Source organism: Nonomuraea sp. 10N515B (assembly GCF_052245915.1).
Lineage (GTDB): Bacteria > Actinomycetota > Actinomycetes > Streptosporangiales > Streptosporangiaceae > Nonomuraea.
Genome location: NZ_JBQQBQ010000036.1, coordinates 1 through 21,896 on the forward strand (window position 1 = coordinate 1; position 21,896 = coordinate 21,896).

A 21,896-nucleotide genomic window follows, 5' to 3' on the forward strand; every position below is an offset into this window, starting at 1 on the left:
CCCTGGTCCGCGCCGGGGCCACGTTCGTCAAGGGCAAGCTCGTCGAGCGGCCCGAGGAATCACCGACGATCGGGGGTAAGTCGAAAGCTGCTTAAGAAACTTGATCCACAGGTCTTGACGATTGCTCTGTCCGGCCCCGGGAGCTCGTGAGGATGACGAGTTGCCGAGTCGCTCGGGTCATCGTGACATAGCGGTCGACTACTCTTTCGATGCCGTTGCCGAACGCCTCTCGGTCGATGAGGAGTTGCTCACAGCTCCTTCACATAGGTGTCCTGATAAGCCGCCCGACCGTCGAAGACGTTCAGTCCGACATGTCCGCGCGTGTACGTCGTGTCCGTCACGTCCATGATCCGGGTGTCAGACAGGAACACCTGGATCCGGTTTCCCTCGGCGAGGATGCGGATCGGGTACGTCGTGCCGTGCCGGACCAGTGCCGGGACCCGGGCCAGGGCGGCCGCATCGTCGAACATCCCATCGGCCTTCGCGACCAGGCGGATCACGCGTAGGTTGGGGTCGATGTTTAGGCAGTAGGCGTCGTTGCCGTCGGCCGAGGCGCGCCACAGGAGGGAGAGTGCTCCGCTGGTCGTGGCGTCGGGGCTCCCCAGCCGGATCAGGGTGGTGAAGTCCAGGTTCGTGGCCGTGCGGGACGACATCGCGTTGCTGTCCTTGTCGAAGGTTCCGGAACGGCCCGCGCTGTCGGTCGACCAATGGCCGGCGGGGGTAACGGTCAACTCGCCCAGATTCGAGCGGAATTCCGCGCCGGTGGTCCGTGGGGTCTCTCGCTGCGTCGTACGGTCCACCAAGCGGTACGCGCTCCGCAGCCGGTGTACCTTGAGCGACTCGACGTGTGCGGTCCCGCCCTTTGTGTAGAAGGACATGCCTTGCGCGTCAGGGTCGGGGAAGATCAGGCTGGTGATCGTCGCCCGGCCGTCGGCTCCGAAGGCCTCGACCGACGAGGAATCCACGAAGACACGCAATGTCACACGGCCGTCGACGGGCCTCATCGGGGCAGTGGTGCGGCCCTTGAAGTACTGCGTGAAGTCGCTCAGGCCGGATGCCGTACGGTCGACGAACAGCCGGCCCGCCTGCGCGTCAAAGCCCACTGTCGTGTGCTGGTCGTCCTTTTCACGCAGCCGGAAGCCGACCTCCGTCGCCGTCCCGAGGGTGATCTCGGCCTCGACCTCGTACGCTACCGCTCTGACCCCGTCCAGCGGGTTGGCGGAGTCCGGCCCGACGGACAGGTCGGTACGGGTGGTCGTCGTGGCACGGAGGGCGGTCAGTTCCGGCACCGGACGCTGCACCAGACGTACACCGTCGTCGGTGTTGGTGAGGGTGAGCTCGCGCGGAATGCTCAACTGGCCGTTCCAGGCACCTGTCGGGGCGCTGAACGGGTAGTCCCAGTTGCTCGTCCAGGCCAGCCACACGCGTCGCCCGCCGGGCAGCCCGTAGAAGGACATGGCGGCGTAGTAGTCGCGCCCGGAGTCGGGGCGCAGCACCGTGCCCGCCGTCTGGTCCGGGGTGAAGGAGGTGCCGTTCCAGTCACCGGTGAAGTACTGGGCGGCCGAGCCGTCCGTCGCGCGCACGGCTCCCGTGCTCAGAGTGAGGATCCACTTGACGCGCGCCGTGTCCCCGTCGACCGGGAGTGGGAACAGGTCGGGGCACTCCCACACCCCGCCCGTCACCCAGCCGCCGTATCCGAAGGAACTGGTGTGCGTCCAGGTGAGCAGGTCGGTGGAGGTGAAGAAGCGGATGTGGTCGCCGCCGGAGACCACCATCACCCACTGCGCGTGTGCGTCGTCGCGGACGACCTTCGGGTCTCGGAAGGTCCAGCCGGCGTCGGGGCCTCCCGGGTTCTGCACGGCGGGTGCCGGGCCGCCGTGCCACTGCCAGGAGCGGCCCTTGTCCTTGCTGTAGGCGATGCGAACGCTCGCGTTGCCGCCGGGCTTGTCCGGGTGATAGCTGGTGTAGTACGCGATGAGGCCGGAGCCGCCGTCGAAGAGGCCTGACGAGTCGTCCTCGTCGACGACTGCCGAACCCGACCAGCAGTGGCCGTACTCGTTCCAGGGCAGGGCGATGGGCAGGGGCTGCCAGTGGACCAGATCCGTGCTCACGGCGTGCGCCCACCGGCCCCGGTCCTGGTGGAAGAGGTGGTATTCGCCGTCGTAGTGGACCAGGCCGTTGGGGTCGCTGGTGGAGCCGGTGAGCTGGGTGTAGTGGTATGTGGGGCGGTAGGGCTCCGTGAAGTAGCCGGCCGTGCTCCTGGCCTGCACGTTCTGGAAGTACGCCGTGCCGTACGCGGCCGCGACGCCGATGGAGGCGCCCGTGGTCGCGGAGACGCGTGCCATGAGCGCGCGTACGCCATCCACGTGCATCTCGATGGTCCTACCGGTCGCGCGGACCTCTACCCGGTAGGTGCCGCCTGCGGCGATGCGCCGGATCGGCGCGGCGGCGGTCGCGACGCGGGCGCCGGAGGCCCGGTCGATCAGGCTGACGGTGTTGCGGGCGGCGTCGAGGCGGGCCTCGTAGCCGCCGGAGCCGTTCGCGGACGCGCGCACGACGAGGCCGGCGGAGGCCGACGGGCCACTCGGCGTGATGTCGGCCCTCGCGACCAGGTCGCCGTGCGCGAATGAGTCCGTACGCAGGCCGCTGCCGCCTCGGATACCGCGCAGGTCGGGAGTCCAGGTACCGGACCTGGTCGTCCATCCCATGACGTCGGTGACGAGGTCGGCGGCGGCGATGTTGTCGAAAGACGCCGCGCCGCCGGACACCAGGACGCCGAGCCGCCCCAAGGCGTGTCCGGTGTCCCGAGCCGTGATGGCGGGGGCGTAGCCGTCGGGCGAGAGGAAGTTCGTCTGCCAGTGCACGCGCAGTTCGTCGCCTTCGGCCTCGATCCGCAGCCGGTAGACGGTTCCCGTTCTAATGGTGGTGTTGTAGGTGCCGAGGGTGACGTCCCCGTCGATGCGGCACAGCCGCAGCCGGCCCTGTCCGGGGTCGACCTGGACGCCGTAGCCCTGAGTACCCGTGGCGCCGGCCCGCACCAGCAGGGTGGCCACGGCGGAGGTGTCGTGGAGCATGAGGTCGGTCTGGAGGGCGGTGTCGTACGCCTGGGTGGCGGCGATGGCGCGGGCGGTGCCGCCGTCGGGTGCTTCGGCTCGCCAGCCGAGCGGGGTCGCCGTCCACGTGCCGCCGCCGGTGGTCCAGCCGGTGAGATTAGTGGTGACCTCGGACAGGGTGGGCGGGCCGAAGACCACGGTGCCGTTCTGGGCGAGCAGGCCCACGGCGCCGGAGTCGTAGCGGTGATCCTCTGCGCGGATGCGCCTCTTGCCGTCGACGGAGACGGTCAGCTCGGCTCCGTCCACGGTGACTTCGAGCTCGTACGTTCCTCCGGTCCGCGCTCCTGCCAGCCGCGCTGTGGCGATGGCTTGGCCGCTCGCCAGGTCGAAGAGCCGTACGCGCTCGTGGTCCAGGGCGGCCGCGTATCCGGCGGAGCCGTCCTCGGCGGCCCGGAACACCAGCGCGCCCACTCCGTTCTGGGATGTGGGGGCCACCTGGACGGTGTACGTGGCCTTGGCGGCGATCTGCTGCTCGGAGAGGGCGAGGGCGCCTTCTCCGGTGGCGCCGGTCGCCTTCCAACCGCCGTCGGCGGTGCGGTTCCACTTGCCGGTGAGGGGGAGGGGGTCGGGGATCGGGTTTCGTGCGGAGGTGTTCTCGGCAAGGGCGGATGCCGGGACGGCAGCTGGGAGGGGCAGCAGGGTGAGACCTCCGGCGAGCAGGAGGGTACGACGGGACACGCGCATGGCGGGCTCCTGAGGGGGTGCTGGGAGGGTGCTGAGAGGGTGGTGGGCTCAGACCGTCACGGCCACAGCGGCCGGGGGCCGTCGGTGAACGCCGGCGCCATCCGCCAAGCGTCGAAACTCTCCACGGTGACGTCGCCGTCGGCACTGATGCCGACGCCGACGGCCTCGTCGCAGCGGGTGGGGTAGATGCGGGCGGCGAGCGGCCGGCCGTTGGCGAAGATCTCCAGTGCGGAGTGGTCGACGAGGACACGCAGGTCCACCAGGCCGTCGCCACTCAGCGGCAGTTCCCCGTGACGCGGTTCGGCGTCCAGGGACGGGTCGAGGCTGGACGCCTCGCGGTGCAGCCGGAGGATGCCGCCCGTGGGCAGGCGGCTCACCTCGACGACCGTGCGTTCCGCACCGTCCGGCGTCTCGCGCACGACCAGCCGGGCGGTGGCGCCGGGCGCGAGCCGCAGGGTGATCTCGATGTCGAGCTGGTCTCCCCGCACGGAGTGCAGCCGGGTGTACGTGTTGTCCAGCGGGCCGGCGGGGACCCGTACGTGATCTCGCCGGAGCCGGGCCAGCTCGGGTACGGGGGCCTGAACCAGCTGCCCGTCCGCGCCGAGGGTGACGACGCGTGGCAGCGACATGACACCGCACCACCCCGCCTGCGCCGTCACCGCTTCCGATCGCCCCTCCTGGAGCCAGCCGAACATGATCCGCCGGCCGTGGGCGTCACGTGTGGACTGCGGAGCGTAGAAGTAGCGTTCGCCGTAGTCGAGCCGGTGGAGGGAGGTCGGAGTGAAGGTGTCGCCCTGGTAGCGGCCCGTCCAGTACAGAGGGTGGTGGGTGGTGCCCTCGTCCCAGGCGGAGAAGATCAGGACGTCGGTGTCGTCGTCTGTGCCGAACAGGTCGACGCACTCCCACATCGTGCCGGTCCAGTCGAGTTCGCCCCGGTTTTGCGAGGCGTCGCCGATCAGCAGGGGGCCGACGTACCGCCACGTGCGCAGGTCGTCGGATTCGTACAGGAAGGCCGTTCCGCCGACGCCCCGAATGCCCGAGCCCACCAGTTGCCGCCACACCTGGCCCTCCCGCCAGACGCAGTGGTCGCGGAAGGCGGTGGCGTCGATGTCGCGGGGCGGGGCGCTGATGACCGGATTGGCCGGGTCCTTGGTCCAGCGCCTCAGGTCGGCGGACCCGGTGGCCACGCACGGCAGTTCGCGGTTCCCGTGACGGCCGGAGTAGACGAGCGTGGGCACTCCCCCGTCGTCGACGAGGACGCCGGACCAGCAGCCGTCACGGTCGGGGCCGTCGGAGCCCGGGACGAGGGCGATCGGCTCGTCGGTCCAGTGGACGAGGTCGTTGCTGGTGGCGTGGCCCCAGTGGATGCGGTGGTGGACGGGAGCAAGCGGGTTGTACTGGTAGAAGAGGTGGTAGACGCCGTTCCAGTGGGTTAGCCCGTTGGGATCGTTGAGCCAGCCACCGGGCGAGGTGAAGTGGAAGCGGGGACGGTGGGGGTCGCGTTCGGCGCGCTCGGCCAGCCCCTCGGCGCCGGAGATGTCGGAGGGGAGGGTGAGGTCGTGGGTCATGCGGCGGCGGTCTCAGCTTCCTCGGTGTCGTCGGTGGCCTCGCCGGTCGGCCTGTCGGTGGTCTTGAGCACCCGGCGGGCGATGTCGGAGATCGGTGCGCGCAGGTGGCAGCGCACCCAGTGGGGATGTCCGTCGTCCTCGCCGACGACGTGGCGGACGGGCTCGGTGCGGCTGCACGTGCCGTCGTCGCCGTACGGGCAGGACGTGGGGTTGAGGATCGCCTCGCGCAGTCGAGCGCGCTCGACCGGGTCGTAGCTCCCGGCCCGCTCGGGGTCGGGTACGGCGGACAGCAGCAGGCGGGTGTAGGGGTGGGCCGGGGCGTCCATGACGGCAAGTGCGTCGCCGCCCTCGACGAGCTCGCCGGCGAACATCACCATCGTGGTGTCCGCGAGATAGCGGGCGGAGCCCAGGTCGTGGGTGATGTACAGCATGGCGGTGTCCCGTTCGTCGCGCAGACGCCGCATCAGATTGAGCACGCCGACGCGTACGGAGACGTCCAGCATCGAGGTCGGTTCGTCGGCGAGGATCAGCCGGGGTTCGACCGCGAGGGCGCGGGCGACGGCGACGCGCTGGCGCTGGCCGCCGGAGAGCTCGTGCGGGTAGGACTGCAGCATGTCCTCGGTCAGACCCACGGTCGTCATCAGTTCGCGCAGCGCCTCTCGTGTGGCGGGGCGGCCGTGCACGACGAGGGATCGAGTGAGGAAATGCTCGATGCGGTGAACGGGGTTGAGCGAGCCGAAGGGGTCCTGGAACACCATCTGGACCTTGCGGCGGTACGCCCGAGACGCCCGCCGCCGTTCGGTGCGCAGGACGTCCTCGCCGTCCAGGAGTACCTGTCCGGCGGAGGGCTGTTCAAGGCGGGCCAGACAGCGGGCGATGGTGGACTTGCCACTGCCGGACTCGCCGACCAGGGCGGTGATCCGGCCAGCCGGCAGGTCGAAGGACACGTCGTTGACGGCACGGACACGGCGCCGTGAGAAGACGGTGCCGACTTGGAAGTCCTTGCTCAGGCCGCGTACGGAGAGCAGGGGCTGGGTCATCGCGGGACTCCCTGAGGGCTCTGGGCCACCCACCGGCCGGGGGCGACCTCACGCAGGTTGGGGATGTTCACGGAGCAGTCCGAGCGGTCCTCGGGACAACGGACGTGGAAGCCGCAACTGCCGGCGGTACGGGGGGCGTCGAAGAGGCCGGTGAGCTCCCGGCGCGGGCCGGTCAGCGGCGGGAAGGCGTTCATCAGCGCCTCGGTGTACGGGTGGAGCGGCTGGGTGAACAGATCCTTGGCGTCGGCGAGTTCGACGATCCGTCCCCCGTACATCACGCCCATGCGGTCGGACAGCTCGACCATCAGGGACATGTCGTGGGTGATGAAGAGGATGGAGAAGCTCAGCTCGTGCTGGAGGTCGCGGATCTGGGCCATGATCTCCTGCTGGACGACGACGTCGAGTGCGGTGGTCGGCTCGTCCATGATCAGCAGTCGGGGCCGGAGCGCGACGGCCATGGCGATGACCACGCGCTGCCGCATACCGCCGGAGAGCTGGTGCGGGTAGGCCCTGAGTCGGCCGGGGTCGATGCCCACCAGGTGGAGCAGCTCGCCCGCTCTCTCCCGCGCCAGTCGTTTCTTCAGCTTCTCGTGAGTGGTGAAGATGTCGCCGATCTGCTCGCCGATGGTGAGGACGGGATTGAGCGAGTTCATCGCCGATTGGAAGACCATGGCGATCTCCCGCCACCGGAAGGCGCGCAGCTCCCGCTCGTCCAGGGCCAGGACGTCCCGGCCCTGGAAGTGGACACTTCCCGCGGTGATCTCCGCCGGGGGCTTCAGCAGTCGCATCACCGCGTTGGCGATGGTCGACTTGCCGCAGCCCGACTCCCCGGCCAGCCCGAAGACCTCTCCGGGGCCGATGGAGAAGGAGACGTCGTCGGCGCCCAGGACGGTGCGTCCGTCACTGCGGTATTCGACGCGGAGGCCGCGGACGTCGAGGACGGGTGCGTCGTGTACGGAATCCATGGCTCAGCCCTTCCTCTCGGCGGAGCGCCGCTTGGCGGGCTGGGCCCGCAGCCTCGGGTTGGTGATCTCGTCGACCGCGTAGTTGACCAATGCCAGCGCGAAGGCGACGAGCGCGATGCACAGCCCGGAGGGGACGAAGGCCCACCACGCGCCGGTCATCAAGGCGCCGTCGGTGCCGGCCCAGTACAGGTTCGTGCCCCAGCTGACGACGCTGCTGTCCCCGAGACCGAGGAACTCCAAGCCCGCCTGACCGCCGATGCCGAAGATCACGCAGCCGAGCAGCGTAGTCATCACCACGGACGCCATGTTGGGCAGGATCTCGCGGAACATGATGCGCAGCGGGCGCTCTCCCGTGACGACGGCCGCGGCCACGAAGTCCTTGCCGCGGATCGACTTGGCCTGAGCGCGCAGCACCCGGGCCGATCCCGCCCAGCCGGTGACGACGAGTACCAGGATCACGGTGGAGGTCCCGGGGGGCAGGAACGCGGCCAGGATGATGAGCAGCGGCAGGCCGGGGAGCAGCAGGAAGATGTTGGTGATCAGAGTGAGCACGTCGTCCGCGATTCGGCCGAAGTACGCGGAGGCCAGGCCGATGACGGTGGCAACCGCGCATGCGGCAAGCCCGACCGCGAACCCGACGAAGAGCGAACTGCGGGCACCCCACAGGGTGAGGGCGAGGACGTCCTGTCCCTTCGCCGTCGTACCGAGCCAGTGAGCGGCCGAGGGGGGCTGACTTCCCGTCGCGTTGATGAGCGACGGGTCGCCGGGGGCGATGACGGGGGCGAGCAGGGCGAGGAGCGCGAACAGAGCCAGCAGGGCCAGTCCGATCAGCGCTTTCTTGACGCCGGCGAGTTGGCGCAGCAGTCCACGTCGGCGGCCGGGCGGTGCCTGTGCCTTTGCCGCGGAGGTCCCCGCGATGTCGATGTCTACGGCGGTCATGTCGGCGGCTCCCCTCAGCGGACGCGGACGCGCGGGTCGAGGCGGACATAGACGAGGTCGACGAGGAAGTTCGCGAGCAGCACCGCCGCCGTGATGGTCAGGAAGATGCCCTGCATCAGCGGGTAGTCCAGGCCCTGGACGGCCATCAGGAGCTGGTAGCCGATGCCGGGGTAGGCGAACACGACCTCGGTGAGCAGGGCGCCGCCGACCACGAAGCCGAGCGCCATGCCGAAGTTGGTGACGGACGGGAGCATCGCGTTGCGGGCGGCGTAGCGGAACATGATCCGGGCGGGACTCAGGCCCTTGGCCTCGGCCATCGTGATGTAATCCTCCGCCGCCGTGGCGATCATGGTGTTGCGCATGCCGAGCATCCAGCCGCCGATGGAGACCAGCACGATGGTCAGCGCGGGCAGAACCAGGTGGGTGGCGACGTTCGAGACGAACTCGCCGGTGAAGCCGGGGGTCAGGCCGACGTCGTAGGCGTGCCGCAGCGGGAACCAGCCCAGGCTCACTCCGAACAGGTACAGCGCCCCCATGGCCAGCCAGAAGTACGGGAACGAGCCGACGAAGATCAGCAGGGGTGGGAAGGCGGAGTCGAGGACGCCGCCGCGCCGCCAGGCGGCGACGATGCCGAGCAGGTTGCCGACGACGGCGGCGATGACGAGCGCGATGCCGCCGAGCAGCAGGGTCCAGCCGATCTGCGAGCCGATCACCTCGGTGACCGGGGTCGGGAAGCGGGTGATGGAGATGCCGAGGTCGCCGGTGAAGACGCTCTTGACGTAGGTGACGTACTGCTCCCAGAGGGGGCGGTTGTCCAGGCCGAGGAGTTTCCGCAGCTGGGCTATCTGGTCGGGCTGCATCGTGCCCTGGGCCTGCGCGAACATCCGGGAAACCGGGTCGCCCGGCATGAAGCGCGGGAGTACGAAGTTCAGGGTGATGGAAGCCCAGAAGGCGAGCAGATAGAACCCCAGGTTGCGCAGGATCAGACGCACGGGTCGTGCTCCCTGTCAGTGGCGGTGGGGGCGGGGCGCGGGGGCGGCCGTCCGGGGAGGAGGACGGCCGCCGGTCCGCTCGGGCGTCAGCCCTTGACGGGCTGCAGTGAGGTGAGCACGAGGATCGTGCTGGAGTTGCGGTTGCCGAGGGTGGCGTACGGGTTCTCCTCGGTGGGCCAGCCGGTGAAGCGGGCGTCGGTGTACGCGCCCCATTCGGGGCCGGTGAACAGCGGGACCAGGGGCGCCTGCTCGTCGTACAGCTTCTGCAGGCCGTTCATCTGCTCGCGCTGCTTGGTCTCGTCCGTGGCGGCGGCGAAGGCGGCGATGAGCTCGTCGGCCTTCTTGTCGCCGAAGCGGTGGTAGTTCTCAGTGGCCTGCTTGCCGACGGGCTTGAGCATCTTGGTCGACATCACGCCTCGGTAGTACTCGTACGGGGTGGCGCCATTGTTGCTCCACACGATGCCGGTGTCGAAGGTGCCCTGGTCGTACGACGACTGGACGGCCGACCAGTCGGGCGTCTTCACGGTGGCGGTGATGCCGACCTTCGCGAGATCCTGCTTGATGATGTTGGCGACCGAGATCCAGTCGGAGGAGGCGGAGCCGACGGAGATGTCCAGCGTGAATGGCTTGCCGTCCTTCAGCAGCCGCTTGCCGCCGCTGTCCCGATAGCCGGCCGCGTCCAGGGCCTGCGCCGCCGCGCCGGTGTCGTACTTCGTCCAGGTGCACGAGGCGGCCAGGGACGTGTCGCGCCACTTGTCGTACGTCCGGGCCAGACCCGTGCAGTCGGCGGGTTCGGCGTAGCCGTTCATCGCGACCTTGGTGACCTTGTCGCGGTCGACGGCCATGCTGAGCGCCTTGCGGACGGCCGGGTCGTCGAAGGGGGCCTTGGTCGTGTTCAGCTGCCAGTTGATCATGGCGCCGACGGGTGGGAACCAGTAGTGGTTGTGCTGCTTGTCCTTGGCGACGAAGGACTTCTCGATGTCCGGGATGAAGGACTGCGTCCAGTCCACCTCGCCGTTGACGAAGGCGATATTGGCGCTGTCGTTGCCGGAGAAGGCGACCATCCTGATGCCGGCGATCTGCTGCTTGTCCGGCTGCCAGTAGTGCGGGTTCTTGCGCAGTTCGTACGACTGGCTCTGGAAGTTCTCGACCTTGGTGTACGGGCCGGTGCCGACCGGGTCCGGATTGGTGTGCTTCGCCGGGTCTTTCACCTGGGACCAGATGTGCTTCGGCAGGATGTAGTGGCCGCTGATCTCGAAGAAGGCAGGCGAGAAGGGCTTGTTGAAGGAGAACTTCACCGTTTGGGCGTCGACCGCGGTGACCTCGTCGAGGTAGTCGAAGCCGCCCAGCACGTCCTTCTGAAGCTGGAAGGTGTAGACGACGTCGTCGGCGGTGAGCGGCTGGCCGTCCGACCACTTGACGCCCTCGCGCAGCGTGAACGTGAGCGAGCGGGCGTCCTCGGCCTGCTCCCACTTGGTGGCGAGCCACGGCGTGTCCTTGGCGTCCGCCATGCTGTGCACCACCAGCGGCTCGTAGACCGCCTGATGGGTCATGGGAGCGGCCTGCATGCCCGCGAGCGGGTTGAAGTTGCGCGTGAACGTCGCCAGGTCCTCGCGCGGGATCGTGAGGAGCTGGCTACCGGAGGCGGCACCGGCCTTGGCGGCCCCGCCGGAGGCGCCGGAGCCGCCACTGCAGCCCGACAGCACCAGAGCCACTGCGGCGGAGGCGGACAGCGCCGTCATGAGGGGCCGCAGCCGCCGCCGTGAAGGTGTGGGGGGTGTCATAATGAAGATTCCTTTCCTCTTCAACACACAGGACGAAGACGGGACGGGATTCCTCGGCGGGCTGATTCGCAGTCAGACCGACGAGCGTTCGAGCAGCGGGCAGTCGAGCGTCACCCGGAGGGTGTCGAGCGGCTGCCCCGCTGCGAGGACGGCCAGCATGTCGACGCCCGTGGTGCCCATGGCTTCGAAGGGCAGGGCGAGCGTCGTCAGCTTCGGCCGCAGATAGGCGGCGATGAGTTCCTGGTTGTCGAACCCCACCACGGCCACGTCGTGCGGGATACGTAGTCCGCGTTCCTTGATCGCGTCGTACGCGCCCATCGCCATCCGGTCGTTGCCGCAGAACAGCGCGGTCGGCCGGTCGGCGCCCGTACGGTCGAGCAGTTCACACGCGGCGGTGTAGGCGCCGTCGGCGGTGGCGTAGCCCGGTATGACGAGGGAGGGATCGAGGGCGATCCCGGCCTCATGCAGGGCACGCTCGTATCCCTCGCGCCTCCCGATGGCGGCCGGTATCACTGGATCGAGATTGATGAACCCGATGCGGGTGTGCCCGGCGTCGAGGAGCCGGCGGGTCGCGCGGTAGCCGCCCGTAACCTCGTCGGGAACGACGCACGGTAGCTCCCCTTCCTCGTCATAGCAGTTGACGAGCACCGTCGGCACCTCGAGGGCGGCCTTGGGGAGCGTGACGGCCCGATGCCAGGTCGTGGCATACAGAAGCCCTTCTACGCGGTGCTCCAGCATCTGGTCGATCGCGGCGGCCTCCTGGGCGGGGTCGCTCTCGCTCGCGGCGATCAACAGGAACTTCCGGTCGCGCCAGGCGCGATTCTGCGCGCCTTTGATGACGTCAGCGGCGAAGGGCGCGGTGACGATCTCGGTGATCAGCCCGTACCAATCACTGCGCTTCGCGGCGAGGGCCCGCGCTCCGGCGTTGGGCCGGTAGCCGAGCTCGTCGATCGCCTCGAGGATCCGCTGACGGGTCTCGTCGGGGATCGTGGCGCCGGGCCGGCCGTTCAAGACAAAGGAGACGGTGGTCTGCGAGACGCCCGCGTGACGCGCGACGTCTTTCATGGTCACGCGACGCGGCTTGTTCGTGGCCACTTCCAGTCTCCTTCGATCGGCGCAGAGCAGACCAGACTCTGATCGCTTCTCGATAATGCGCTTTAGTAAAGCGTATTACCTCGGCGTTGCACGGAAGTTACGCCAGTTTCGCGCGGTATGTCAACACCCAGCATGGGCTGCATCAGGCCACCGGCCCGCACCCTTCGCCAGGACGGACGCGCGGGACGACCCACACCAGTCGGAACCTTCGCGACCTTCATGAGGGCCAGATAGGCGGTCAGGTAGTTGACCGCAGCACCGATCCTTGCGCCCAGTCGGGGGTATCGGGCAGCTCCAGCAGACGATCATCCCTGACCAATGATCGCCGAGGACGGCCGGACACAACGCGAGAGGCCCGTCACCGCGTTTCCGCTGGTGACGGGCCTCTTCCCGCTGGTGTGGCAGGTGCAAGGTTCGAACTTGCGTAGGCTGAGCCGACGGTTTTACAGACCGCTCCCTTTGGCCACTCGGGCAACCTGCCTTGTCTTCCGCTCTCGCGGCGACACACAGAAGGATAGCGGACTTCAGAGGTGTACGTGACACCGGTTTGTCCCGTGCCGGATTGTGGCGTCATGCTCGACCGGAACCAGCCCAGGCGCCCCATCCACCTACCTGACCAAGCGGTGCGGTTCTGGGCAAGAGATCATGAAGGGTGATCATCGGTGTACGGGGGACGGTGTCCTGCACGGCGGGCCGATGCTGGCTAGGCTCGTTCGCTGGGTCCGTTCGTTCGCTATTCGTGCGTTCGCGACGCCGGTGCAGGCGGGATCCGCGTAGTGCTTCGCAGCTGAGAGGGTGGGTGTTTTGGCCGATTCGTCTTTCGACATCGTTAGCAAGATCGACCGGCAGGAGGTCGACAACGCTCTGAACCAGACGGTCAAGGAGATCGGGCATCGGTTCGACTTCAAGGGCACCGGGGCGAGCATCAGCTGGTCCGGGCAGAACAACATCGAGATCAAGGCCAACAGCGAGGAGCGGGCCGATGCCGCGCTCGACGTGTTCAAGGAGAAGGTGGTCAAGCGAGGGCTCTCGCTGAAGATCCTCGACGCCGGTGAGGCCAAGCTGTCCGGTAAGGAATACCGCATGCTGGTCAGCCTCAAGGAGGGCATCGACCAGGAGCACGCCAAGAAGATCTCCAAGCTGATTCGCGACGAGGGGCCCAAGGGGATCAAGGCGCAGATTCAGGGTGAGGAGCTTCGGGTGAGCTCGAAGAAGAAGGACGAGCTGCAGGAGGTCATCTCGCTGCTCAAGGGCAAGGATCTGGATATCGCGTTGCAGTTCGTCAACTACCGATAGCTGTTGTGGACATCTCCGGGGTGGCGCGCGGTCGTGGGGGTCGCGGCGCGGAGGGGCACGTGGGAGGTGGGTTCAGGCGGCTTCTTGCATGGCATGGCATGGCCGGGCGCGTCGTTCAGGATGCGCCCGGTCATGGGCTCTTCCTGGCGCTGCGCGGGGCCGCCTATCGCCATGCGTGCGGTCCTGGGTCGTAGGGTCGGGGGATGTGACGAAGATTCCCCTGCGGCGCATCGCGGCGCGCGCTCTGCCCATCGATGATCAGGACCGGGTGCTTCTGCTGTACGGATTCAATCCCGAGCAGCCCGAGCTGCCGTACTGGTTCACCGTCGGCGGGGCCTTGGAGGACAGTGAGACGCCGGCTGAGGCCGCCGCGCGTGAGCTGTATGAGGAGGCCGGGATCCGGGTTGGCGTGGAGGAGTTCGGCGCGCCGTTCGGGGCCCGCACGATCGAGTTCTCCTGGGCGGGCTACGCCATCACGCAGGACCAGGTGTTTCTCACGGTACGGGTGGGTGACGCGGCCGTGTCGTTCGAGCACATGGAGCAGATCGAGAAGGACACGACGATCGGCTATCGGTGGTGGAGTGTCGAGGAGCTCGAAAGTGCCGAGGAGGTCTTCCATCCCGAGGATCTTGCGGCCCTCCTGCGGAAGGTCATTGCGGGTGGAGGAGTCGCGTAGCGGTCCCGCGTCGGCTGCTCACTGGGGGCGGAGGATTCGGGTGGCGCCTGCGATCAGTGCCGTTGCCAGAATCCAGCCCGAGACGATGAGCGCGTACGCCAGCCACTGCGTCCACCCGCCCGGGTCGAAGAACTCTCGCTGCCCGAATGTGGGCAGAGGGAGCAGCAGGTCGAAGGTGTATGCGAACGAGTTGAAATCTGGGCTCTCGGCGGGTTTGAGGGCTCTGGGTGGGTTGAGGCCAAAGACGACCGCGCCGATCGCCAGCAGGAGCGTGAACCATATGCCTGCCAGCCAGGGGCGGTAGCCGTATCCGACCGCGACGTCGAGCAGGCGGCCCCATAGCCGGCCGCCTAACCCCTGGGTCTGGCGTCTGGCGCGGAGTTTGGCCAGCTGGGTACGGCGGGCGAGCGCGTCGTTGCCGTCGCTGAGGTACCAGGCGGCCAGTTGCTCGTACGGCTGCGGACGGAAGCCCTCGGGGTCCCGCGTGACCCATTCGACCCTCCGTTTGACGCCGGAGCGCAGGCGGTCGTACGTCAGGCCGTTCAGGCGCAGCTTCGCCGGCCACGTTTCGGGGTCGTCGTGCAGGGTGCCTACCTTGGAGTGCGTGAGGGTGACGACGCCGTCGACGGGCTCGGCGGGCTTGAGGTAGAGCTCGCGGACCTCCATGTGGCTCATGTGGAGGGCATAACGGGTGTCGGGGCTGCTCACGGTGCCGTTGAGGGAGAACGTCCCGTTGATGCGGGCGCCTCGGAGTCGTACGCAGCCGTCTGCGTGGAATCCGTCGGTGCAGCGCATGATGTCCTCGACGACCATGTTGTCAGCGGTGAGGGCTTCCTTGCCGGGATTGCGGAGTGTTGCGTTCTCGAGGAAGAGTCCGCCGTTCAGGCGTGCGCCGACCAGGCCGACACCGCCGGTGAGGTCGGCGTTGCGCAGGTGCATGCCCGCGTCCACGATGGTGGCGTTCGCGTAGAGAGCCCATTCGCCGTCGTCGCCCACGATCTTGGTGCCGGCAAGCCACAACCCGCTCTCGAACTGGGTGCGGGCGACGCGGACGGTCCCGGTGATGTTGGAGCCGGAGAGGCTGAGGTGGCCGGCGACCCGCATGCCGCCGCCGTTGAGGCCCGGGAACGTGCAGTCGGTCAAGCGGATCGAGCGGGTGGTGGCGTTGGTGAGCTGGAGGGGTTCGTCCAGGTGGCAGCCGCTCAGCGCGAATTCGTGCTGGATGGTGCCGCCCAGGAGGGCGATTTGGCCGGTGATGCGCGCACCGCGCACCCGTACCGCAGGGACCTGGCCTGCGCCCGCCTCGCGTGCGCCGAGCAGCAGGGAGGAGACGACCTTGGCGCGGATCGTCCGCTCGGGGCCCCACGTGTCGCCGTCCTTCGGAGCGTTCTCTCCCGCGGGGCTGTCGGAGGCGCAGGTGACCGGGCCGAGGTCGACGAAGTCACCTGTGGGAAACGCGTTCCACAGTTTGCGCTCGGCTTCGGTCAGCCGGGGGGTTCGGCCCATCTGATCGATCAGCGACGGTAGCCGGCCATGCGCTCGAGGCGGGCGACGCGCTCGGACGTAGGCGGGTGGGTCGAGAAGAGGCGGCCGAAGCCGGAGCCGCGGAACGGGTTCGCGATCATCATGTGGGAGGCCGAGGTGAGGCGGCTGTTCTCGGGGAGCGGATGCCGGCGCGCGCCCATCTCGATCTTGCGGAGGGCGGAGGCCAGGGCGAGCGGGTCGCCCGTGAGCCTGGCGCCCGACTCGTCGGCCTGGAACTCTCTCGTACGGGAGATCGCCATCTGCACCATCCCTGCCGCCACCGGACCCAGGACCATCATCAGCAGCGCGCCTACGAAGCCCGGGCCCTCGTCGTCGTCGGAGCCGCCGAAGAACACGGCCACATAACTGAGCCAGGTGATCATCGTAGCCAATGCGCCGGCCACGGACGAGACGAGAATGTCCCGGTTGTAGACGTGCGACAGCTCGTGCCCGATCACGCCGCGCAGCTCGGCCTCATCGAGCAGCTGGGTCAGCCCGTACGTGACGCACACCGCGGCCTTACGCGGGCTTCGGCCCGTCGCGAACGCGTTCGGCTGTGCCGTCGGCGAGATGTAGAGCCGTGGCATGGGCTGCCGGGCCTCGGTGGACAGCTCGCGCACGATCCGGAAGAGCGTGGGCTGCTCGACCTCGCTGACCGGCCTGGCCCGCATGGCCGACAGCGCGATCCGGTCGGAGAAGAGGTAGGCCGCGCCGTTGCTCGCCAGGGCGAGCACGAGCGCGATCTGCACACCGGTTCCGCCGCCCAACCACGCGCCCGCCGCGACAATCAGCGCCGACAGGCTGCCGAGTAGCACGGCTGTGCGCAGACCGTTGTGGTGCAAGGTTCCCCCCTTCGTGGTCGAGGTCCACCACGTCCAACGACGATGACCCGGCTCTTCGTTCCCCGGCGTGCTCAGTTGAGGGCGGAGTGCGACTTTCTCGTTTCTCACCTGATGGACAGCGTGGTCATGTCCAGGACCAGTTGGGGTGCGATCGAGAACAGGATCGCCGCTGCCACGGCCAGGCCCATCGCGGGCCAGATCGCCGGTGACGGGCGGTGTGCGGCGGGCGCCGTGGCCTCTGCCGGGGTGAACAGGCGCGCCGTCCAGACGGCGTAGTAGTAGAGGCCGATCACCGTGTTGACGGCCATGACCAGCGCGAGCCAGCCGGTGCCGGCCTCGATGATCTCGCGGAAGACGAAGACCTTGGCGAAGAGCCCGGCCAGGCCCGGCGGCAGACCGGCCAGGCAGACCAGGCAGAACGCGAGCGCGATGCCCGCCGCCCGGTTGCGGTAGACCAGGCCGCGGTAGTCGTCGAGCTCGTTGCGGGCGGTTGTTCTGGAGACGAGCATGACGACCGCGAACGCGCCGAGGTTCATGGCCGCGTAGATGACGAGGTAGGCGGTGGACGCGCCGATCGCACCCGCCGTGCCGACCGCCAGCGGGGCCAGGATGTAGCCGGACTGGGCCACCGAGGACCAGGCCAGCAGGCGTACGGCCGAACGCTGGCGCAGGGCGAGCAGGTTGCCCACGGTCATGGTCAGCGCGGAGATGATCGCGATGATCGGGGTCCAGGTGGCGGCCTGCCCGGACAACGCCGCGACCAGGATGAGGATCAGCCCCGCGAACCCCGTCGCCTTCGAAATGACCGACAGCAGAGCGGCCACCGGGATGGGAGCGCCCTGGTAGACGTCGGCCGCCCAGGAGTGGAACGGCACGGCGGCGATCTTGAACGCGAACCCGGCCACGACGAGGACGACACCGACCGTGACGACGGCGGGCAGGCCCTGGTCGGCGGGCAGCGCCGCGCCCGGCGCGGGGATCTGGCCGCTGAAGACGGCGGCCAGGCGGGACAGGTAGACCGTCCCGGCGATGCCGTACAGGAGGGAGACGCCGAACAGCATGATCGCCGTAGAGACGACGGACACGACGAACAGCTTCACGGCCGCCTCGGAGGAGCGCCCGTCGTAGCGCTTCAGCGCGGTCAGGGCGAACACCGGGAGCGAAACGAGCTCCAGTGCCACCACCAGCATGATCAGGTCTCGGGAGGCAGGCAGGCTCACCGCGCCCACGAGGGTGCAGAGCAGGAGGAAATACCACTCGCCGACCGGGATGCCGCCGCTTGCCAGCTCGGTCATCGACATCAGGACGACGACCACGGCCGCCACCAGCACCAGGCCCGCGAAGACGAGCGTGAAGCCGTCCGCGACGAAGGAGCAGAGCGTCCCCTCGGCGGTGAGATTGGGGGGGACGCAGAAGGTCTGGCCGCCGCCGGTCGCCGTCTGGGCGATGACGAAGCCCAGGGAGGCCAGGACGCCGGCGAGCGTGGTCAGGCCCAGCGTGGTCTGCGTACGCGGGCGGGCGGGGAGGAAGGCGTCGAGCAGCAGCACCAGGCCGGCCACGATGCCCAGCACCAGCGGGGGCGCGATGACGAAGTAGTCGATCTGCTGGATCATGAGATGGCTCCCAGCAGGGTCTGCACGGCCGGCGTGGTGAGGGAGAGCAGGAGGCCTGGCCAGAGGCCGAGCAGGAGGATCAGGGCCACGAGCGGCGTCCAGGCCAGCAGTTCGTAGGTCCTGATGTCGGCTGCCGCCGCCGGCGCCAGGACGGCGATCTGTTGCGGCGGCGAGTCGAGGGGGACGACGGGGCGTTCGTCCGGGGTTTCGCGGACCAGGCGGTCGTCCGCGGCTTCTGGCGGGAGGTCCGCGATCAGCAGGGGGCGGCCGTGGGTGACGCGGGAGAGCATCACCAGGAAGTACGCGGCCGTCAGGACCGCGCCCAGGCCGCCGATCGCCATGTAGGTGAGGAACAGGCCGCGCGGCAGGCCGGTCGCCGGTTGATAGGAGCCGTAGAGCGCCAGCATCTCGCCCCAGAACCCGGCCAGCCCGGGCAACCCGAGCGAGGCGATCGACGCGTAGGTCAGCATCGATCCGAGCCGCGGCAACGTTGTCAGCATGCCGCCGCCCAGCGACGGCATGTCGGCGGTGTGGTAGCGCTCCTTGATCGCGCCGGCCAGGAAGAAGAGCAGACCCGTGATCAGACCGTGGGCGACGTTGGCGAAGAGCGCGCCATTGATGCCGACCGGGGTCAGCGTGGCGAAGCCGAGCAGGACGAAGCCCATGTGGCCGACCGAGGAGTAGGCGATCATACGTTTGAGGTCGCGCTGGGCGAGGCACGCCAGGGCCCCGTACACGATGCCGACCACCGCGAACGCGCCCAGCCACGGCGCCACCGCCACCGCCCCTTCGGGGAGGATGGGGATGGCGATCCTGGCGAAGCCGTACGTGCCCATCTTCAGCAGCACCCCGGCCAGCAGCACCGAGCCCACGGTGGGTGCCTCCGTGTGGGCATCGGGCAGCCAGGTGTGCAGCGGCCACATGGGGGTCTTGACCGCCAGGCCGATGCCGATCGCCACGAATGCCAGGATCTGCACCGATCTGGCCATACCGCTGCCGTGGGCCGCGCTCAGCGCCTCGATGTCGAGCGTGCCGGTCTGGGCCCAGACGAGCAGCAGGCCGAGCAGCATCACCACCGAGCCGAGCAGCGTGTAGAGGATGAACTTGACCGACGCCGCCCGCCGGCCCTCGCCGCCCCAGATGCCGATCAGGAAGTACATCGGGATCAGCACGATCTCGAAGAACACGAAGAAGAGCAGCAGGTCGAGGGCGAGGAACGTGCCGATCATGCCGACTTCGAGCACGAGCAGCGTGAACACCAGCGCCCTCGGCCTGGTGCTCATCAGCTGGCCGGGGGCTCGGGCGCTGCCCCAGGACAGATAGACGAAGCACAGGAAGGTCAGCAGGGCCGTCAGCGCGATCAGCGGCAGCGAGATCCCGTCGAGGCCGAGGTGGAAGCGGAGCCCGAGTCCCGGGATCCACGGGATGTCCACCTCGAACTGCTGCCGCGCGGCCTGGCCGTAGTCGAACATCGCCATCAGCAGGGCTGCCAGGGCCAGGGTGATGCCCGAAAGGATCAGTCCGTACGTGCGCAGCGCCGGGCGGAGGGCCTGCGGGGCCAGGACGAGGGCGAGTGCGCCCAGCAGCGGCACGGCCAGCAGCGAAACGGGAATCCAGCCCATCATGCGAACATCACCGCCCCTACCGCGATCAGGAGGACACCGGCCAGGATGCCGCTGATGTAGAGCTGGACGTTGCCGTTCTGGGCCAGGCGCAGCACCCCGGCCAATCCGCGGGCCGACCTGCCGGAGCCGCGGACCGCGCCGTCCACGACCACGTCGTCCGTCCTGACGACGAGCCTGGCCAGGGCCAGGACCGGGCGGACGAACAACGCGGCGTACAGCTGGTCCACATGGAACGCCTGCTCACATGGCGCCCGCAGCGGACCCAGCAGGCGTGCGGGGTCGGCGATGGGATCGATGCGCCAGAAGGCGTAGACCACCCCCGCGCCGAGCAGCGCGAGCACGACGCTGATGGCGGCCACGCCCAGATCCACGTGGAGTTCGCCGGAGAAGCCGAGCAGCAGCGCGGGGACGGCGAGGAGGATGAGGGGCACCAGCATCGTCCGCGGGGCTTCCGTGACGTCCACGACGTGGGCCGTGCCGGGTTCGGGCTCGGGCAACGCAACCGCCCTCGCCTCGCCGAAGAAGGTGCGGAGCCAGGCTCGGGTGGCGTACGCGCCGGTGACGGCCACGGTGGCGAGGCCGCAGCCATAAAGCAGGAGCGCTGCCGCGTCCGTCAGCCCGCCGGTCGCCAGGGCGTCGTCCATGGCCGCCAGGATCGCGTCCTTGCTGAAGAAACCGCTGGCCGGAGGGATGCCCATGAGGGCGGCGAAGCCGATCGTCATGGTCACGAACGTGATCGGCAGTTCCCTGCGCAGGCCACCCATCTGCGTCATCAAGTTGGAGCCGACGTGGTGGATCACCGCGCCGGCGCAGAGGAACAGCAGCGCCTTGAACGCGCCATGTGTCAGCAGGTGGAAGATGGCCGACGTGTCGGAGCCCGCGGCCAGGCCGCCGGCCATGTAGGCGAGTTGGCTGACCGTGGAGTAGGCGAGCACTCGTTTCAGGTCATCCTGCGCCAGCGCGGCCAGGGCGGCGCCGAGCATGCCCAGTGCCGCCACGACGGCCAGCACGTCCATCGTGGGCGGGGCTTCGCGGAACACGTCGAAGAGCCTGGCGACGATGAAGATCCCGGCGGCGACCATGGTGGCGGCGTGGATCAGGGCGCTGATCGGCGTCGGGCCCGCCATGGCGTCGGGGAGCCAGGTGTGCAGCGGGACCTGGGCGCTCTTACCGGCCACACCGGCCAGGAGGAGCATGGTGGCGGTTACGGTGGTGGCCGTGGACATCTCCGGCACCTTGGCCAGGACGTCGGCGATGCGGAAACTGCCCGCCGCCTGGCCCAGCACGAAGATCCCGAACAGGAAGCCGACGTCACCGAGGCGGGTCACGAGGAATGCCTTCACCGCGGCGCGCGAATTGCCCCGGTCCTCCCACCAGTGGCCGATGAGCAGGTAGGAGCACAGGCCCATGATCTCCCAGCCGACGTAGAGGACCAGGAGGTCCCCTGCGTAGACGACCAGGAGCATCGCGCTGGTGAACAGGCTGATGAAAGCGCTGTAGGAGGGGTAGCGCGGATCGTCTTTGAGGTATCCGACCGAATAGACCTGAACGGCCAGGGCTACGAGCGTGACCAGGACGCCGAGGAGGCTGGACAGAGGATCGGCCTGGAGGGTGAGCGAGATCGGGATGGCACCGGTGGTCACCGTGCCGTAGGTCTGGCCGGTGGGCTGTGGTGCCGTGGTGGTGCCCGCCAGGAACGCGAAGCCCGGGTCCCAGGCCAGCCAGGCTGCCAGCACTGCCGAGGCGGCGGTGGGCAGGATGGCCAGCCAAGCCGCGCGGGCATTCGCACGCTGCCCGTTGGTTGCCGCGGTCTGGGGGGCGGTGTCGTTTCCGGTGCCGTGGGGGGGCGGGTGACTGGTGGCTGGGCGCGGCGGGTGAATGGCGGCGGCTGGGCGTTGGCGGGGCCAGCGTGAAAGCAGCAGGCCCGCGAAGGCGGCCAGGAAGGGCAGGAGGACGGCCAGCAGCGGGAAGGTCGTCATCGCCGGCCACCTCGCTTCACCGGCTGCTCGCTTCCGTGGCCGTCCTGGGCGTCTCCCTGAGGGCCTCGGTGCTCCCGGGGCTCCGGCGTGTCGGCTGTGCTGTCGCCGTCGGAGTCAGGGGCGCCGTGGGACGGCTGTGCTGTGGGAGCGACCGTGGGGTC

Annotated in this window: 15 protein-coding genes and 1 tRNA gene; 2 read left to right on the top strand and 14 right to left on the bottom strand. The window is 68.9% G+C overall.

Annotated elements, in window-relative coordinates; genetic code table 11:
- Positions 1–248: 248 nt before the first annotated feature.
- From ACTWQA_RS38060 to ACTWQA_RS38100, 9 genes are all read right to left on the bottom strand, one after another.
- Positions 249–3,797 carry a glycoside hydrolase family 32 protein gene (locus ACTWQA_RS38060; RefSeq protein ID WP_443163791.1) on the bottom strand — a complete coding sequence of 1,183 codons (3,549 nt, stop codon included), beginning with the start codon at positions 3,795–3,797 and terminating at the stop codon, positions 249–251.
- Between the two features lie 56 nt (positions 3,798–3,853).
- Positions 3,854–5,365, bottom strand: coding sequence for a glycoside hydrolase family 32 protein (locus ACTWQA_RS38065; RefSeq protein WP_443163792.1), 1,512 nt, complete (start codon positions 5,363–5,365; stop codon positions 3,854–3,856).
- Positions 5,362–6,405, bottom strand: a complete 1,044-nt coding sequence (locus tag ACTWQA_RS38070; protein WP_443163793.1) for an ABC transporter ATP-binding protein — start codon at positions 6,403–6,405, stop codon at positions 5,362–5,364. Before ACTWQA_RS38070 ends, ACTWQA_RS38065 begins: the two co-directional genes overlap by 4 nt.
- Complete coding sequence (locus tag ACTWQA_RS38075) at positions 6,402–7,370, bottom strand: ABC transporter ATP-binding protein (RefSeq protein WP_443163794.1); 969 nt, start codon at positions 7,368–7,370, stop codon at positions 6,402–6,404. Before ACTWQA_RS38075 ends, ACTWQA_RS38070 begins: the two co-directional genes overlap by 4 nt.
- A gap of 3 nt (positions 7,371–7,373) precedes the next feature.
- Positions 7,374–8,309 carry an ABC transporter permease gene (locus tag ACTWQA_RS38080; protein WP_443163795.1) on the bottom strand — a complete coding sequence of 312 codons (936 nt, stop codon included), beginning with the start codon at positions 8,307–8,309 and terminating at the stop codon, positions 7,374–7,376.
- 14 nt (positions 8,310–8,323) lie between these two features.
- Positions 8,324–9,301: an ABC transporter permease gene (locus ACTWQA_RS38085; RefSeq protein ID WP_327586152.1), complete on the bottom strand. Its 978-nt coding sequence runs from the start codon at positions 9,299–9,301 to the stop codon at positions 8,324–8,326.
- 86 nt (positions 9,302–9,387) lie between these two features.
- Positions 9,388–11,085: an ABC transporter substrate-binding protein gene (locus ACTWQA_RS38090; RefSeq protein ID WP_443163796.1), complete on the bottom strand. Its 1,698-nt coding sequence runs from the start codon at positions 11,083–11,085 to the stop codon at positions 9,388–9,390.
- Positions 11,086–11,157: 72 nt separating this feature from the next.
- Positions 11,158–12,180 (bottom strand): LacI family DNA-binding transcriptional regulator, encoded by a 1,023-nt coding sequence (locus ACTWQA_RS38095; RefSeq protein ID WP_443163797.1) that lies wholly within the window; start codon positions 12,178–12,180, stop codon positions 11,158–11,160.
- Between the two features lie 399 nt (positions 12,181–12,579).
- A tRNA-Tyr gene (locus ACTWQA_RS38100) sits at positions 12,580–12,661 on the bottom strand.
- Positions 12,662–12,984: 323 nt separating this feature from the next.
- Between ACTWQA_RS38100 and ACTWQA_RS38105 the strand changes: the two genes are divergently transcribed.
- Both ACTWQA_RS38105 and ACTWQA_RS38110 read left to right on the top strand, forming a co-directional pair.
- Positions 12,985–13,476, top strand: coding sequence for a YajQ family cyclic di-GMP-binding protein (locus ACTWQA_RS38105; protein WP_442942053.1), 492 nt, complete (start codon positions 12,985–12,987; stop codon positions 13,474–13,476).
- Positions 13,477–13,681: 205 nt separating this feature from the next.
- Positions 13,682–14,152, top strand: coding sequence for an NUDIX hydrolase (locus ACTWQA_RS38110; protein WP_443163798.1), 471 nt, complete (start codon positions 13,682–13,684; stop codon positions 14,150–14,152).
- An 18-nt stretch (positions 14,153–14,170) separates the two neighbouring features.
- On the opposite strand, the gene ACTWQA_RS38115 is transcribed toward ACTWQA_RS38110, so the two are convergent.
- From ACTWQA_RS38115 to ACTWQA_RS38135, 5 genes are all read right to left on the bottom strand, one after another.
- Positions 14,171–15,658, bottom strand: coding sequence for a hypothetical protein (locus ACTWQA_RS38115; protein WP_443163799.1), 1,488 nt, complete (start codon positions 15,656–15,658; stop codon positions 14,171–14,173).
- Positions 15,659–15,666: 8 nt separating this feature from the next.
- Positions 15,667–16,518, bottom strand: a complete 852-nt coding sequence (gene htpX, locus ACTWQA_RS38120; protein WP_443163800.1) for a zinc metalloprotease HtpX — start codon at positions 16,516–16,518, stop codon at positions 15,667–15,669.
- A 104-nt stretch (positions 16,519–16,622) separates the two neighbouring features.
- A complete protein-coding gene (locus tag ACTWQA_RS38125) occupies positions 16,623–18,131 on the bottom strand; it encodes an NADH-quinone oxidoreductase subunit N (RefSeq protein WP_443163801.1) in 1,509 nt (502 codons plus the stop codon).
- Positions 18,128–19,753, bottom strand: coding sequence for a complex I subunit 4 family protein (locus ACTWQA_RS38130; protein WP_443163877.1), 1,626 nt, complete (start codon positions 19,751–19,753; stop codon positions 18,128–18,130). The genes ACTWQA_RS38125 and ACTWQA_RS38130 overlap by 4 nt, the downstream gene beginning before the upstream one ends.
- On the bottom strand, positions 19,753–21,735 hold the full coding sequence (locus ACTWQA_RS38135; protein ID WP_443163802.1) for an NADH-quinone oxidoreductase subunit 5 family protein: 1,983 nt from the start codon (positions 21,733–21,735) through the stop codon (positions 19,753–19,755). The genes ACTWQA_RS38130 and ACTWQA_RS38135 overlap by 1 nt, the downstream gene beginning before the upstream one ends.
- Between the last annotated feature and the right edge of the window lie 161 nt (positions 21,736–21,896).

Bases quoted from the DNA above. Each gene is read 5' to 3' on its own strand.
- ACTWQA_RS38060 (WP_443163791.1), bottom strand. From the start codon at position 3,797: ATGCGCGTGTCCCGTCGTACCCTCCTGCTCGCCGGAGGTCTCACCCTG.
- ACTWQA_RS38065 (WP_443163792.1), bottom strand. From the start codon at position 5,365: ATGACCCACGACCTCACCCTCCCCTCCGACATCTCCGGCGCCGAGGGG.
- ACTWQA_RS38070 (WP_443163793.1), bottom strand. From the start codon at position 6,405: ATGACCCAGCCCCTGCTCTCCGTACGCGGCCTGAGCAAGGACTTCCAA.
- ACTWQA_RS38075 (WP_443163794.1), bottom strand. From the start codon at position 7,370: ATGGATTCCGTACACGACGCACCCGTCCTCGACGTCCGCGGCCTCCGC.
- ACTWQA_RS38080 (WP_443163795.1), bottom strand. From the start codon at position 8,309: ATGACCGCCGTAGACATCGACATCGCGGGGACCTCCGCGGCAAAGGCA.
- ACTWQA_RS38090 (WP_443163796.1), bottom strand. From the start codon at position 11,085: ATGACACCCCCCACACCTTCACGGCGGCGGCTGCGGCCCCTCATGACG.
- ACTWQA_RS38115 (WP_443163799.1), bottom strand. From the start codon at position 15,658: ATGGGCCGAACCCCCCGGCTGACCGAAGCCGAGCGCAAACTGTGGAAC.
- ACTWQA_RS38125 (WP_443163801.1), bottom strand. From the start codon at position 18,131: ATGATCCAGCAGATCGACTACTTCGTCATCGCGCCCCCGCTGGTGCTG.
- ACTWQA_RS38130 (WP_443163877.1), bottom strand. From the start codon at position 19,753: ATGGGCTGGATTCCCGTTTCGCTGCTGGCCGTGCCGCTGCTGGGCGCA.
- ACTWQA_RS38135 (WP_443163802.1), bottom strand. From the start codon at position 21,735: ATGACGACCTTCCCGCTGCTGGCCGTCCTCCTGCCCTTCCTGGCCGCC.